The following is a 14,403-nucleotide window of genomic DNA, read 5'->3' as shown; positions in this document are numbered from 1 at the left end:
TAAGTGCGGTGAGCCAGTCCCCGGAGGTCAATATATAAGTTTCGCTGTAGTGCTGGGTATGAGGAGTAAATATGTCAGTCTAAAAAACTTGTCAAAAACGATAAATCCCGGTAGGAAGTCGAACAATTTGACTGCATAAGAATTGATTCATTACACTCGATACTATAACACTACAGCGACACTTTGTGTTAATTATTGCCTCGGCCACCGGGGACAGGCACCCCGCACATATTTTTAAAATCCGTCAGTCTTCTGTAAGCAAAATAAGTGCGGTGAGCCAGTCCCCTTCGAGTTCAAATAAAGTGTCGCTGTAGTGATAACTTTTAGAGTCTTTTTCAGGGCTGCAATGCCTGGTTAAAGCGGGATTTATTTTCTCATACAGTTACCAGTATGAGTATTTCAGGGAGGAACTTGATGACATACGACGTGGGCCTGGATGTAGGCTCTGTAAGCATAAACTGCTGTGTGGTGGATGCTCATGGCGAGATTGTATTTGAATGCCCTTACAATCGTCATTTTGGACTGATCCTGGAAGGAACCAGGGACAGCCTGCGCCGAATATACCAGCACTTCGACCCGGCACAGATCAACTCCATCTCCTTTACCGGCAGCCAGGGTCAAATCCTGAGCCGGTTTTTGGACGCCCCCTTCGAGGTGGAGACCATCGCTCAGGTACTGGGCACCACCCGGGTATTGCCCGGTGTAAAAACGATTATAGCCATCGGCGGACAGGACGCGGCGTTATTTCAACTTGAATACGACAAAGATAGCAACTGGTACCTGGAGGCCTTCAACCTCAACTCCCCCTGTGCCTCAGGCACAGGTTCATTCATTGATCAGCAGGCTGAACGTCTGGCCTACGCCATGTACGGGGGCGATTTTGAAATGGATCAGAATAAGCTGCAAAAGGTACTGCGCGATTTCATCGCCCTGGGCCTGCAAAACAGCTATCCGGCCCCGGTGGCCTGCCGCTGCACTGTGTTCACCAAGTCAGACATGATCCACCTGCAGAACAAGGGTGAAAGCCTGAGCAATATTATTGCAGGGCTGCACCACGGCACCGCTGCCAACTATCTGAGTACCATTGTATCCAACCGCAAACTGCATGAGCCCATTGCCTTTATAGGCGGCATGGCCGAAAATGAACTTCTGGTGCAGGCCTTTAGAAAACATTTTCCAGACCTCAATGTGCCCAGTCACCACACATCTCTGGGCGCCCTGGGTACAGCCCTGCAGGCCCGCAGACAGAAGCTGAAAAACACTGTGGAACCAGAGCGCCTGGACGAAAGCATGGCCGCTTCCAGCTACAGCTTTCCCAGGGCCCAGTCCCTGGAGCTGAACCTGTCCCACTTTGACTCCGACAACAGCCTGAAACCCCTACGTTCCCCGGGCAAGGCCAAAATCAAGGCTTTCCTTGGAATAGACATCGGCTCCACCTCCACCAAGTATAGTCTGGTAGACGAACATGGTAAAATAATTCACAAGAGGTATGTGGCCACCAAGGGCAAGCCCATTGAGGTAGCCCAGGAACTTTTGCAGTACCTGGACCAGGAAGCCGGGGACAAGATCGACCTGCAGGCCGTGGGTACCACGGGATCCGGACGCAACGTTGTGGGAGATTTTCTGGACGCTGACCTCATCATCGACGAAATCACGGCCCATGCCAGGGGCGCTGTGGCAGTGGACAGCGGCATAGACACCATATTTGAAATAGGGGGCCAGGATTCCAAGTATATATCCATCAAGGACTCCCATCCCGTGGACTTCGCCATGAACAAGATCTGTGCTGCAGGCACCGGAAGCTTTCTGCACGAGCTTGCCAGCAAGATGAATATCAATATAGTGGGTCAGTTCCAGGACATAGCCCTGTCCGCACCCACGCCGGTCAACCTGGCTGAGAGGTGTACCGTATTCATGGAATCGGACCTGGTGGGATATTCCCAGAAGGGAGCGCAGCGCGAAGACCTCATCGCAGGGTTGTGCTTCGCCATTGTCCGCAACTACCTGCACCGGGTGGTGGAAAGCAGGCACATCGGCAACAAAATAATGTTTCTTGGGGGGCCTTCTCTGAATAAGGGCATTGTCGCAGCCTTTGAGCGGATCCTGCAAAAGCCCGTGATTGTTCCCAAAAACCGCGAGGTCATGGGAGCTTACGGCACCGCCCTGGCTGTACAGGAAAAATTCAAGTCCGGGGAAATCCGGGTCAAAGAGCGTGACCTCAAGGATCTGGCCGCAATCGAGGTCAACTTCAAGGAATCCATCTGCCGGGCTGACAAGAAATGTCATAACGAATGCAAACTCAAAACCTACAGCTTCGGTGGGCGAAAAAGCATCTGGGGCGGTGATTGCGGCCGGTATGAGACCTCTACAGTCCAGGGCCAGACCAAGGACAATTTTTTCCTGCTGCGGGGAGAGTTATTCAGCCGGCATATGCCCCAGGACGCCCTGATGGACTGGAAAAGCATGGAAAAACCCAGGCCTCAGCAGCCGGTTATCGGGATCCCAATGGCCCTGCATTCCCTGGAATGGGGCATACTCTGGGCTAATATATTTTCGGAACTGGGGCTCAATGTCCTGTTCACTCCATACACCAACCACGAAATCGCCTCCACAGGAGTGGAATCCATGACCGCTGAGACCTGTTTCCCGGTAAAGGTCTTTCACGGCCATGCAAAACTTCTCCAGGACAGTCCGGCGGATTACCTTTTTCTGCCCAACCCCATCAACGTGCCCACTCCGGACGAAGACGGTGAAAGAGGGGTGCTCTGCCCCATGGTGGAAAGCTCCCAGTACATGGCTACAGCAGCCCTGCAGCTTGACGAAAACAGACTCATCCGGCCCACCCTTTTTCTCAAGGAGGGCATAGAAAGTATCGCCTACGAATTATCACGTTCCCTGCCGCCGGGCCTGAAATTCCGGGAAAAGGAAGTGCAGCGGGCAGTATCCCTGGCCTGGGTCAGGCAGATGGAGTTCAAAAAAACCATGCAGCAGAAAGGCCGGGAGATAATCTCCAGCCTGGACCAGACAAATCCGGTATGGGTGGTCACAGGCAGGCCCTACAACCTGTATGACGAAAGGCTCAACCTGCGTCTGGGACGCCAGCTGGCCAAGCTGGACATAACCGCCCTGCCCATGGATTTCGTGGACTATGAGCAGGTAAACCTCAAGGACTTTCCCCGCATGTACTGGGGCCTGGGCGGACGCATCCTGCGCACTTCCAAGCTCATCGCCCAGAAACCCAACTGGTTCGGGGTACACCTGACCAACTTCTCATGCGGCCCGGATTCTTTCATTGAACATTTTTACGGGTACATCCTGCAGAATAAACCGCCCCTGATACTGGAACTGGATGAGCACAGCGCCGTTGCCGGCGTGCTCACCCGCATCGAGGCTTATAAAAACGTAGTCCAGAACATCCTCAAGGACAACCTGGTCAAAAAAGAAAAAACAACCTCACTGGACCAGGCGGTGGGGCAGTAGGCCGGAAATACAAAACCTCAAACCCTTATAACACCATGCAAGAACAACAATTCTTTGAAGAAAGATTAACCAAAAGTGTCGGTCAGTTTGACATCACCGGCAAAACCCTGCTTATGCCGGACATGTCGCCGTTCGGGTCCCGGCTTTTGACCTCCTGCTTCAGGGCCTACGGGGTCCCGGCCCAGGTCATGCCCACATACGACGGTCTGGAGCTGGGCAAGGAGTTCACTTCGGGCAAGGAATGCTTCCCCTGCCAGGTAACCCTGGGAGACGTTCTTTACTACCTCAAGCAGGAAAAAGAGCGCCTGGGGTCTGACTTTTCCCCTGAGGATTACGTCTACTTCATGCCTGAGGCGGACGGGCCCTGCCGTTTCGGCATGTATAACAAGATGCACAGACTGGTGCTGGACAAGTTCCCCGAGTTCGAAGATGTAAATATTACGTACCTGTCCTCAACGGATACATATTCCTCGTCCATGATCATGCCCGAGGAAAAATCCAAACTCTTTAGGCGCCTGGCCTACGTGGCCACCATCATCTCCGATGTCCTGGACCGGGTGGTCTGGAGGGTCAGACCCTATGAGCAAGTCCCGGGCCAAACCGATGCCTTCATGGAAGAGGCCCTGCAGAACATGCGGGACAAGATCGAATCCATTGGTGAAAGCCGGGATTTCAACGCCTTGTACACCCTGCTGGAGGACATTGTAAAACGCGCCACAAAGCTCATGGATCCGGAAAAACCCAGGCGCCCGCTCATTGGAATCATCGGGGAAATTTATCTGCGTACCCACCCTCAGTCCAATCAGCATCTCATAAACGAAATTGAAACCTATGGCGGTGAAGTTGTGGACGCCTCCCTGGGGGAATGGTTCAATTTCGTGGCCTATTCCAACCTGCGCGATACCCGGAGGCAGTGGACCCAGTCATGGAAAAAGGGAGATATCCAGGGCATGTTCAGTGCTTCGCGCAAATGGCTGGATTACCAGATCGAGATCAGATACCAGCTCTGGCGTCAGGACCAGACTTATTCCCGGGCCCGCAAGCACCTGGATATTCACGAGGACCACCGCATCTCAAGCCTGGAGAAACGACTGGACAACGACCGCCTGTTCAATTTTGACATCGGCACCGAAGCCGCCATCAGCATAGGAGGCGCCCTGGAATACGTGCATGAAAACTACGACGGGGTGGTCAATGTATTTCCCTTTACCTGCATGCCCAGCACTATATGCTCGGCAATATTAAAGCCCATCCTGCTGGAGAAGAAGGTCCCATACCTGGACGCCTCCTATGACGGCTCCATCCAGCCCAACCGCGATCTGGCCATCAGGACCTTCATGTACCAGGCCCAGCAGAGGCAGAACCGCCGCAACCAGGCGGATAAGTAATAGTTGTTCAGGATTTCTTACCCCGGATCATCCCAGGTGCTTCTCTTGTAGGCCATGGCCAGAAGCAGGGCGAACAGGGCCGCCCCTATGCCTATGACCACGTTTAGAAAAGCAGGCGCAGTCAGGCTCAGCCGCATGAGCAGAGTGGACACGGCAAAACCGGAATTGCGGAAGATATCATTGAATCCGGGAAAAAAGCGATTGGCTACCAGCACCAGCAGAACATCGCTGAAGACCAGGATGGTGTATATCTCGGCAAAGAAAGGTATGCCCTGCCCGTGCATCCACAGAAGGCTCAGGTGATAGATGCCCAGGATGGTAAAAATCAAAAGCAGGATCATGGACACCAGCTTCTTTACCGAAATAAACCTGTACACCCTCTGCCCCCGGGATGCCTTGCCGATGCGCTTAACATACTGCCGATAATACAGATGCAGAAGCACAAAGATGACCACCGCACCCATGGCGTTGGCCCCGATGCGCAGAACCGCGTCCAGCTGGTCCACCAGGACAATGGGTTCGGTAAAATGGCTCAGCTCTTTGAAGGCATTCCTTAGAAATATCAGGCACAGGATTTCCAGCTGCTTGCCCACTGCCCGGGAGACCGAACACGGCAGGATAAAAATGAGCCCAATGAGCTCATTTACCAGCAAAAGGGTAAAGGCCAGCTTGACTGAATAGAAGGGATTGGTGGTAAGCCTTTCTCCCAGGGTGTCCGGGAGCATCCCGAAACGGTTGAGTTCGGTCAGGGTCAGGGTAACCAGGAATGTCCCGATGAGCAGGGTGGTGATTGTCTGCCGGGTCCGATCATGCTCCCATACGTAGTGCAGGGCATCATAAAGGTCATTTATGACCTCGTAAACCTTGTGCATGGGGTTATCTTGTTCAACTTACCCGGCTTCCGGGCTGCGTATCTTTTGTGCTGGTCAATAAGGCCATGTCTTCTCCCTGATGCACCGCCAGGACCATACCGTGGGACATTACACCGCGGATCTTCCTGGGGGTCAGATTGGCCAGCACCACCACCTGACGTCCCTGCATGTCTCCGGGCTCAAAATGCCGGGCCAGTCCGGCCACTATAGTGCGAGGCTCTTCTTCACCGATATCCACCTCAAGCTTAAGCAGCTTGTCCGCTCCCTGAACCTTGTCCGCCTGCAGCACCTTGCCGGTGACCATGTGCAGCTTTTGAAAATCCTCAAAGCTGACCTGTCCCTCCAGGGAAGATTTATCAGACTCTTTCTGTTTCTTTTCAGCGTTTTTGGGGGGGTGATCCTGCTGCAACACAAGGTCTCTTCGGGGAAACAGATTGGATTTTTTTGCCACCTTGACCCCAGGCTTAAGCCCTGACCAGTGTTCGCCCTCCCGGTCAAGATCGACTGCGTGCAGGTCAAAACCGGTGCCGAGCTGCCGCAGAAGTTCCTCGGAACTGGAAGGCATCACCGGCCACAGATGCAGGGCGATTTTACGCAGTCCTTCCAGCAGGACGTACATGACATTTTGCAGTCGTTTGGTCTGTCCCTCTTTGTAAAGCACCCAGGGGGCGCTTTCATCCACATACTTGTTCAGCCTGCCGATGAACCCCCAGAGTACACTGAGCCCCCTGGAAAACTGAAAATCCCCGAACAGGCGTACGTATTCATCCAGGGCGGTCAGCCCGGCGTCCACCACCTCCTGATCCTCGTCAGCAAGGGCGGACATCTCCGGCACCAGGCCCTGGAAGTACTTGTTGGTCATGGCCAGGGTGCGGCTGCACAGATTACCCAGATCATTGGCCAGATCTGAATTGAGCCTGTTCACCAGGCCCTCTTCGGAAAAGCTTGCATCCAGGCCGAACTGCATCTCCCGCAGCAGAAAATAGCGAAAAGGGGCCAGGCCGTATTTTTCCGCCATCTCCATGGGCTGGACAACATTGCCCAGACTTTTGGACATCTTGGCCTCCTGCACTGTCCAGTACCCGTGAACCCTGAGCCCCCGGTACAGGTCCACCCCGGCGGACATGAGCATGGTGGGCCAGAATACTGCGTGGGGCTTGAGAATGTCCTTGGCCACCAGGTGGTAAGCCCCGGGCCAGTACTTTTTGAAGGGCTGCCCCTGGGGCCAGCCCAGGGCCGAGATATAGTTTATCAGGGCGTCGAACCAGACGTAGGTGACATAATCGCTGTCAAAGGGCAGTTCTATGCCCCAGGTCAGCCTGGACTTGGGCCTGGATATGCAAAGATCCGTAAGTTCATCCCCAAGCATGCCCAGGACCTCGTTTCTATACCTCTCGGGCTGAATAAAATCGGGGTTGTTCCGGATATGTTCCTTGAGGGCGGGCAGATAGTCGGTCATGCGGAAAAAGTAGTTTTTTTCCTGAAGATACCTGGGCTTTTCCAGGTGATCCGGGCAGAAACCGTTTTTGAGCTCTTTATCGGTATAGAAGCGCTCGCACCCGAAACAGTAATGCCCCCCGTACTCCCCGAAATATATGTCCCCTTTTTCGTAGACGGTAGTAAGAAACCGCTGCACGCATTCGATATGTTCCGGGTCGGTGGTGCGGATAAAGGCCGAAGTTTCCACTTCCAGCCAGGGCCAGGCCTCTTTGAACAGGGAGCTAATTTTGTCTGCGTATTCCTTGGGGGCCAGACCGTTTTTTTCAGCTGCTTCCACTATCTTGTCCCCGTGCTCGTCCGTGCCTGTTAGCAAAAAGGTGTCGCGCCGCTGCAGACGGTGCAGGCGGTTAACGCTGTCCGCCACGATGGTGGTGTAGGCATGGCCCAGGTGCGGCCTGGCATTGACGTAGTATATGGGAGTGGAAACAAAAAAACTTTCCAACTTGCATGCCTCCTGCATGATTTAAAGCATATTCAGCGCGGGCTGTACCTACTTGTGTTCCTTTTTCTTGTCCGGCTTGTGAAGCATCTGGGGCCAGTCCTGCAAGGGGACTTCCTTTTCCGTGCCTTCCTCGTCCAGGACGGTGAGACTGTCCCTGAAAAGGTTGGCGCGGATGACCCTGAGGTAACCCTCCCGACACTTGTATCTTTTACCCAGTTTGGGCAGATTTTTCTGAAACTGGGCATAATGCGGCTGTTCAAAATTGAGGCAGCACAAAAGTCTGCCGCAAACCCCGGATATCTTGGCCGGATTCAGAAACAGGTTCTGATCTTTGGCCATTTTGATGGTCACCGGGACAAACTGGCGCATGAACCGTCGGCAGCAGCATACCTGACCACAATTGCCAAGAGAGCCCACCATTTGGGTCTCGTGCCTGACCCCGATCTGGCGCAGCTCTATCCTGGTGCGATAGACCTTGACCAGTTCTTTGACCAGGTCTCTGAAGTCAACCCGGCCGGGAGCGGTAAAATAAAAGATTATTTTGCTGCGGTCAAAAAAGACTTCCACATCCACCAGCTTCATTTCCAGGGTGTTCCCTTCCAGGCATTTCCTGCAGTAAGCAAAGGCCTCCCGGCCCAGTTCCCTGTTTTCTTCCTGGACCTTGAAATCCTCTTCATTGGCCAGTCTGAATATTGGTTTTAAGTCCTCCATAGCAAAACCTTCAGGAAGGCGTTCCTTGACCTGAACCACGCTGGCCAGCCCCAGTCCCTCCTCGGTCTTGACTATTACCGCATCCCCGGGTGACAGAACAAATGGAGACGCCTGGAAATAATAAATCTGGCCCTGTTCTCTGAATTTTACCCCCACGATCTGTGCCATAAACTATCCTTCAAGCCGCCGCAGGATTTCGCGGGCAGCCCGTCTGCCTGCTCCCATGGCTTCCACCACGGTGGCGGCCCCGGTAACGATGTCGCCTCCGGCAAAAACCATGTTCATACTGGTTTCCCCTGTTTCAGGGTCGGCCCAGATATAGTTCCTCTGGTTGAGTTTCAGTTCCGGGGTGGTCTGGGTCAAAACCATGTTGGCCCCGGTACCCACGGCCATAATGGCCAGGTCAGTTTCCAACGAAAAAGTATCGCCTTCTATGGGCTCGGGCTTTCTACGCCCGGACTCATCAGGCTTGCCCAGTTCCATGCGTTGCAGAACCACCTTGTTTAATACCCCCTGGTCATCGCCGTGAAATGACAGCGGGGAGGAGAGTATCTCCAGCTCGATGCCCTCTTCCAGAGCATGTTCCAACTCTTCCTGCCTGGCCGGCATCTCACCCTTGGTGCGCCTGTAAACCACCCTGACCCTTTCTGCACCAAGCCGCAGGGCGGTCCTGGCTGCATCCATGGCCACATTGCCCCCACCGATGACCACTACGTTTTTGCCCGGTGGCACCGGGGTGTCGTATTCAGGAAACTTATATCCGTACATGAGATTTACCCGGGTCAGGTATTCATTGGCGGAGTAAACTCCGATGAGACTCTCCCCGGGCAGCTTCATGAACCTGGGCAGTCCAGCCCCCACTCCCAGGAAAACAGCCTTGTAACCCTGCTGGAAAAGCTCGGGCAGGGTCACGCTCATTCCGCCTACGTAGTTGCATAAAAAATCAACCTGTAAATTTTTCAGGGAGTCGATCTCCCTTTGCACCACAGATTTGGGAAGCCTGAACTCGGGTATGCCGTAAAGAAGAACCCCGCCAGGCGAATGCAGTGCTTCAAACACACTCACCTTGACCCCGTTGGCTGCCAGGTATCCGGCCAGGGTCAGGCTGCTTGGACCGGAGCCTATGGCCGCGACCTTCCGGCTTTCATCCACTACAGAACAGGCCTCCCCGCCGGTTTCTTCCTCGCAGGAAGTCCGGGCATAATAGTTGTCCGCCACGAATCTCTCCAGACGTCCGATGGCTATGGGCTGGCCTGTAGGACGCAGCTTGCAGGTCTTTTCGCACTGGTTCTCCTGAGGGCAGACCCGCCCGCAGATGGCCGGCAGGCTGTTGGTCTCCTTGATTTTGGCAAAGGCCCCTTTCAGATCTTTGCGGGCCACCATGCGGATAAAGCTTTTGCAGTCCACATCCACAGGACAGCCCTTGATGCAGGTGGGTTTTTTGCACTGCAGGCAGCGCCCGGCCTCGGCTACAGCCTGTTCCTGGCTGTAGCCGAGGGCCACTTCTGAAAACATCCTGCCCCTTTCAACAGCATCCCGCATGGGCATGGAAACTCTGGGACTTATTCTGGTCCTGGTTTTTTTTTGCATAATCACAACAGCTCTTTTTTCTCGAACAGTTCCATGGACTTTTTCTCCTGAGACCTAAAGGCCTGCAGGCGCATCATGAGTTCGTCGAAATCCACCTGGGAAGCCTCGAATTCCGGCCCTTCCACGCAGGCAAAACGTATCTCCCCGCCCACGTTCACCCGGCAGGAACCGCACATGCCTATCCCGTCCACCATGATGGAGTTGAGGCTGACCAGGGTCCTGATGCCAAATGGCTGAGCGACTTCGGCCACGGCCCGCATCATGGGTACCGGCCCCACACCGATTCCTTCTTTTACTTCCGGATCCCTTTCCAGATATTCCTTCAGTACCTCGGTGACCAGACCCTTGTGCCCAAGGCTGCCGTCATCAGTAGATACCAGAACCTGGTGGGAAATCTTTTCCAGCTCCGGCTTGAAAAGTAAAAGATCCTTACTCCTGGCTCCTATGACAGACACCACCTTGTTGCCCACCTGAAAATTGCCCTTGGCTATATGATGCAGGGCGGCAATGCCCGTTCCTCCACCCACGCAAGCCACAGTGCCTTTTTTCTCGATTCTGGTGGGCCGGCCCAGTGGGCCGCAGATATCCAGGATAGCGTCGCCCTCATTCATTGTATCCAGTAAGGCAGTGGTTTTACCCATGACCAGATATACGATTACAATATGGCCTTTTTCCGGGTCTGCGTCAGCTATGGTCAGGGGAATACGTTCACCTTTCATGTGCAGCCGCATAACCACGAAATTTCCAGGTCTGGCCTTGGAGGCAATAACAGGGGCCTTTACAGTCATTTCAGTAACTCTTTTGGGGATCAAAGCTCTTTTCTGGATTATTATTCCCATGTTAACCGCCTGGTTTTTTTCCGGCAAAAAACTCTTGCCTGGAAAAAATAAATAGTTATAAAATAACATAGAACTACAGCGACACTTTATGTTAACTTTTGCCTTGGCCACCGGGGACAGGCACCCGCACTGATTTTTAAAATCCGTCAGTCTTCTGTAAGCAAAATAAGTGCGGTGAGCCAGTCCCCTTCGAGTTCAAATAAAATGCCGCTGTAGTGACATTAAAGCGGGCTGTACCCGTACCCCCAACTAAACTCATTAGAAAGATGAAGAAGTTATTTATCTGATACCATGACTCACATTACCGCTGCAACCGGGCACCCGGCCTCTTTCTACTCACTGGTTGAGCAAAAGACTTCCTCCATGGACAAACTAAAGGAAATGTCCAGGGTGAAAAGCACCCAGAAGTCTATGGGGTTCAAGTGGAAAAACATCTCCCTTGAGTACAGCAGCGAACATATTCAAGTATCCGGGAGGCCTCCCGGGCTTACCCCGGAACAGAAATTCATGCACGCCATGTACGAGGCCGGGGATGTCCACAGGCTCTCATCTTATGGTCCCCAGACCTTCAATCCCGGGGCTACGGACCCGGCAACCGCCTCCAGGGCCTACCAGAAGCATAAAAACATGGATCTTACTCCGCCCGGGCCACCCATGCTACAGGCTTATGCCTGAAGCGCATTTTACATCATACGCTGATACATCCGCCAGAAATTGAATACAGATTAACTATTTGATTTTTCTGACCTCCGACTTCTGACCTCTGACTTCTGACCTCCGACTTCTGACCTCCGACTGCCGACCTCCGACTGCCGACCTCCGACTGCCGACCTCTGACCTCTGACTTCATGTCACGAGTCTTCGCCTGACAAAAATTTTACAGTTACGTCATACGCTCAGCCAGGATTTCCTCCAGACGCTGCATGGCCCTGTCAAGGCCCTGTGCATCGGATCCTCCGGCCTGAGCCAGGTCCGGACGCCCGCCACCACCGCCCTTGATCTCTTTGGCCACTTCCTTGATAAGCTCCGGGGCGGTAAAACTCCCGTGAAGGTCTTTACTGACGTATAAAAGAAGCATGGGCTTGCCCTTGTTCCGGGTGCCCAGCAGGGCCACACCGGAATTAAGCTTGGAGCGGATATCATCCATAAGGCTTCTAAGACCGTCCACGTCACCCACATCCACCTTGCGGACGATAAGAGGCACCCGGCCCACCATCTTCTTTTCAGAGGCGATATCTCTGCCCTGTTCAGCTGAAATCTTCTGGGACAGGGCCTTGTTTTCCCTGGCAAGCTCGCGCACCTGCTCCTGCAGAGCCAGGACCTTGTCCACAAGCTGATTCGGGGCAACCTTGAGGGCCTCCTGCAAAGAATCGACGTTTCTGCGCATGCCTTTCCAGTAGTTCAGGGCATCCCAGCCGGTAAGGGCTTCAATCCTGCGCATCCCGGAACCGACAGCGGATTCGCTTACAAGGCAGAAAGTCCCGGCCTGGGCCGTGGACCTCAAATGAGTGCCCCCGCACAGCTCCATGGAAATATCACCCACTGAGACTACCCGGACCCTGTCCGTGTACTTTTCGCCGAACAGGGCAATGGCCCCTTCTTTCACCGCCTGGGAGTAATCCATCACCTTTACCAGCACCTGGTAATCCGATAAAATGGCGGAGTTGACCTCTTCTTCGATGCGCTCCAGCTCATCCCCGGTCAGGGCCTGGATATGTGTAAAATCGAACCTGAGCCTTTTTTCATCCACCAGAGACCCGGCCTGGTGCACATGCTCCCCCAGAACCCGGCGCAGAGCCAGGTGCAGCAGATGAGTCGCCGTATGATTCCTGGCCGTGGCCACCCGGCGTCCTTCGTCAACAGTCAGATCCACTACATCGCCTCTGTAGAGTTCCCCCCTGCTTATCTCCACCTGGTGGACAACTGCACCAGCGGCCGGGTCCTGTGTATCACGGACCATGGCCTGGCCCCGGGAGCCCTGAATACGTCCCCGGTCTCCCACCTGGCCGCCGGATTCGGCGTAGAAAGGCGTCCTGGAAGCCACCAGCCAGCCCTTTTCCCCCTGGCTGAGAGACTCCCTGCTGCGGTTCTCCTGGTCCACCAGGAGCACAATCTCGCCCTGTGCCTGGAGACGGTCGTAGCCCACGAAACTGGTCTGGGGCACACCCCCCTCCAGACTGCTGAAAACCTCTCCAAGTCCGGCGTTACCGGATCCTTTCCAGGCGGCCCTGGCCCGCTGCCTCTGATCATGCATGCATTCCTGAAACCCGGTTTCGTCCACGTTGAAACCGCGCTTCTCCGCAATATCGTTGACAATATCCAGGGGGAACCCGTAGGTGTCGTAGAGCTTGAAGGCCGTCTCCCCGGGTACGGTGTTCACCTGCAGGGATCCCAGCTTCTTCAGTTCCTCTTCCAGGAGCAAAAGACCTTTCTCCAGGGTCTCGGAAAACCGTTCCTCCTCCTGCCGCACGACCCGGATCATGAAATCACGGCTTTTTTCCAGCTCAGGATAGGCCATGGACATGTCCCGGACCACCACCTGTACCGTCTGGTACAGAAAAGGATCAGCCAGCCCCAGGTGCCGGCCGAAGCGAAAGGCCCTGCGTATGAGCCGGCGCAGGATATAGCCCCGTCCCTCGTTGGACGGCAGTATCCCGTCAGCTATCATAAAGGCCGAGGACCGGGCATGGTCGGCAATAACCGCCAGGGCTACGTCGTTGTCCTGATCCCGGCCGTATTCTTTGCCGGACTTGCGGGCTGTATCGGTAATGAGGCTTTTCAAAAGGTCCGTATCATAATTGGAATACACCCCCTGGCAGACTGCGCTGATGCGCTCCAGGCCCATGCCGGTATCTATGCTGGGCCGGGGCAGGGGACTGAGGTTGCCTTCCTGGTCCCGGTCGTACTGCATGAACACCAGGTTCCAGATCTCCAGGTAGCGGTCGCAGTCGCAGACCCCGATGGCGCAGTCAGGGCTGCAGGCCATGCCTTCTCCCTGGTCATAAAGTATCTCGGAGCACGGCCCACAGGGACCGGTATCCCCCATGGACCAGAAGTTGTCCTTTTCCCCCAGGCGAAAAATCCTGTCCGGAGTAACCCCGGCCACTTCCTGCCACAGCCTGTGAGCGTCGTCATCGTCAAAAAATATGGTGATAAAGAGCTTGTCCCGATCCAGTCCCAGCTCCCGGGTCAGAAAAGTCCAGGCCAGGGCTATGGCCCTTTCCTTGAAATAGTCACCAAAAGAAAAATTGCCCAGCATTTCGAAAAAGGTGTGGTGTCTCCTGGTACGTCCCACGTTTTCCAGGTCATTGTGCTTGCCTCCCACCCTTAGACACTTCTGTGAGGTCACCGCCCGGGTGTAGTCCCTTTTTTCCCGGCCCAGAAAAACCTTTTTGAACTGGACCATACCGGCATTGGTAAAAAGCAGAGTGGGATCGTCCGCCGGAATCAGGGGAGAACTGGGAACCACTGTATGGTCGTTTTCCTGAAAAAACCTGAGAAATTTTTCCCTGATCTCTGTTGCGCTCAGCACCTGTCAACTCCTGTCCTGCGGATCGCTCTGAGCCTCCTGGGGCTGCTGG

Annotated in this window: 9 protein-coding genes; 3 read left to right on the top strand and 6 right to left on the bottom strand. The window is 54.4% G+C overall.

The window, feature by feature from the left end; genetic code table 11:
* Window positions 1-414 precede the first annotated feature (414 nt).
* Together QZP87_RS08810 and QZP87_RS08805 are read left to right on the top strand one after the other, a co-directional pair.
* Window positions 415-3,480, top strand: coding sequence for an acyl-CoA dehydratase activase (locus tag QZP87_RS08810; RefSeq protein ID WP_291322549.1), 3,066 nt, complete (start codon window positions 415-417; stop codon window positions 3,478-3,480).
* Between the two features lie 35 nt (window positions 3,481-3,515).
* A complete protein-coding gene (locus tag QZP87_RS08805; RefSeq protein WP_291322548.1) occupies window positions 3,516-4,868 on the top strand; it encodes a CoA activase in 1,353 nt (450 codons plus the stop codon).
* Between the two features lie 17 nt (window positions 4,869-4,885).
* On the opposite strand, the gene QZP87_RS08800 is transcribed toward QZP87_RS08805, so the two are convergent.
* From QZP87_RS08800 to QZP87_RS08780, 5 genes are read right to left on the bottom strand one after another with little or no spacing between them, the layout of a single operon-like run.
* Window positions 4,886-5,740 (bottom strand): hypothetical protein, encoded by an 855-nt coding sequence (locus tag QZP87_RS08800; protein WP_291322547.1) that lies wholly within the window; start codon window positions 5,738-5,740, stop codon window positions 4,886-4,888.
* 13 nt (window positions 5,741-5,753) lie between these two features.
* On the bottom strand, window positions 5,754-7,682 hold the full coding sequence (gene metG, locus QZP87_RS08795) for a methionine--tRNA ligase (RefSeq protein ID WP_291322546.1): 1,929 nt from the start codon (window positions 7,680-7,682) through the stop codon (window positions 5,754-5,756).
* Between the two features lie 48 nt (window positions 7,683-7,730).
* Window positions 7,731-8,561: a regulatory iron-sulfur-containing complex subunit RicT gene (ricT, locus tag QZP87_RS08790; RefSeq protein WP_363331006.1), complete on the bottom strand. Its 831-nt coding sequence runs from the start codon at window positions 8,559-8,561 to the stop codon at window positions 7,731-7,733.
* Window positions 8,562-8,564: 3 nt separating this feature from the next.
* A complete protein-coding gene (gene gltA / locus QZP87_RS08785; RefSeq protein WP_291322545.1) occupies window positions 8,565-9,983 on the bottom strand; it encodes an NADPH-dependent glutamate synthase in 1,419 nt (472 codons plus the stop codon).
* 2 nt (window positions 9,984-9,985) lie between these two features.
* On the bottom strand, window positions 9,986-10,822 hold the full coding sequence (locus tag QZP87_RS08780) for a sulfide/dihydroorotate dehydrogenase-like FAD/NAD-binding protein (RefSeq protein ID WP_291322544.1): 837 nt from the start codon (window positions 10,820-10,822) through the stop codon (window positions 9,986-9,988).
* 291 nt (window positions 10,823-11,113) lie between these two features.
* Between QZP87_RS08780 and QZP87_RS08775 the strand changes: the two genes are divergently transcribed.
* A complete protein-coding gene (locus tag QZP87_RS08775; protein ID WP_291322543.1) occupies window positions 11,114-11,497 on the top strand; it encodes a hypothetical protein in 384 nt (127 codons plus the stop codon).
* Between the two features lie 208 nt (window positions 11,498-11,705).
* Here QZP87_RS08775 and alaS read toward each other — a convergent pair whose 3' ends face one another.
* Window positions 11,706-14,354: an alanine--tRNA ligase gene (gene alaS / locus QZP87_RS08770; protein WP_291322542.1), complete on the bottom strand. Its 2,649-nt coding sequence runs from the start codon at window positions 14,352-14,354 to the stop codon at window positions 11,706-11,708.
* Window positions 14,355-14,403: the final 49 nt, after the last annotated feature.

The organism is Desulfonatronospira sp., assembly GCA_003563255.1.
GTDB lineage: Bacteria > Desulfobacterota > Desulfovibrionia > Desulfovibrionales > Desulfonatronovibrionaceae > Desulfonatronospira.
Note: the sequence above shows the minus strand (reverse complement) of the source record. Positions and strands in the feature narration are given on the sequence as shown.

Excerpts from the sequence above, each read along its gene's own strand:
- QZP87_RS08810 (WP_291322549.1), top strand. The coding sequence starts at position 415 with ATGACATACGACGTGGGCCTGGATGTAGGCTCTGTAAGCATAAACTGC.
- QZP87_RS08805 (WP_291322548.1), top strand. The coding sequence starts at position 3,516 with ATGCAAGAACAACAATTCTTTGAAGAAAGATTAACCAAAAGTGTCGGT.
- QZP87_RS08800 (WP_291322547.1), bottom strand. The coding sequence starts at position 5,740 with ATGCACAAGGTTTACGAGGTCATAAATGACCTTTATGATGCCCTGCAC.
- ricT (WP_363331006.1), bottom strand. The coding sequence starts at position 8,561 with ATGGCACAGATCGTGGGGGTAAAATTCAGAGAACAGGGCCAGATTTAT.
- gltA (WP_291322545.1), bottom strand. The coding sequence starts at position 9,983 with ATGCAAAAAAAAACCAGGACCAGAATAAGTCCCAGAGTTTCCATGCCC.
- QZP87_RS08780 (WP_291322544.1), bottom strand. The coding sequence starts at position 10,822 with ATGGGAATAATAATCCAGAAAAGAGCTTTGATCCCCAAAAGAGTTACT.
- QZP87_RS08775 (WP_291322543.1), top strand. The coding sequence starts at position 11,114 with ATGACTCACATTACCGCTGCAACCGGGCACCCGGCCTCTTTCTACTCA.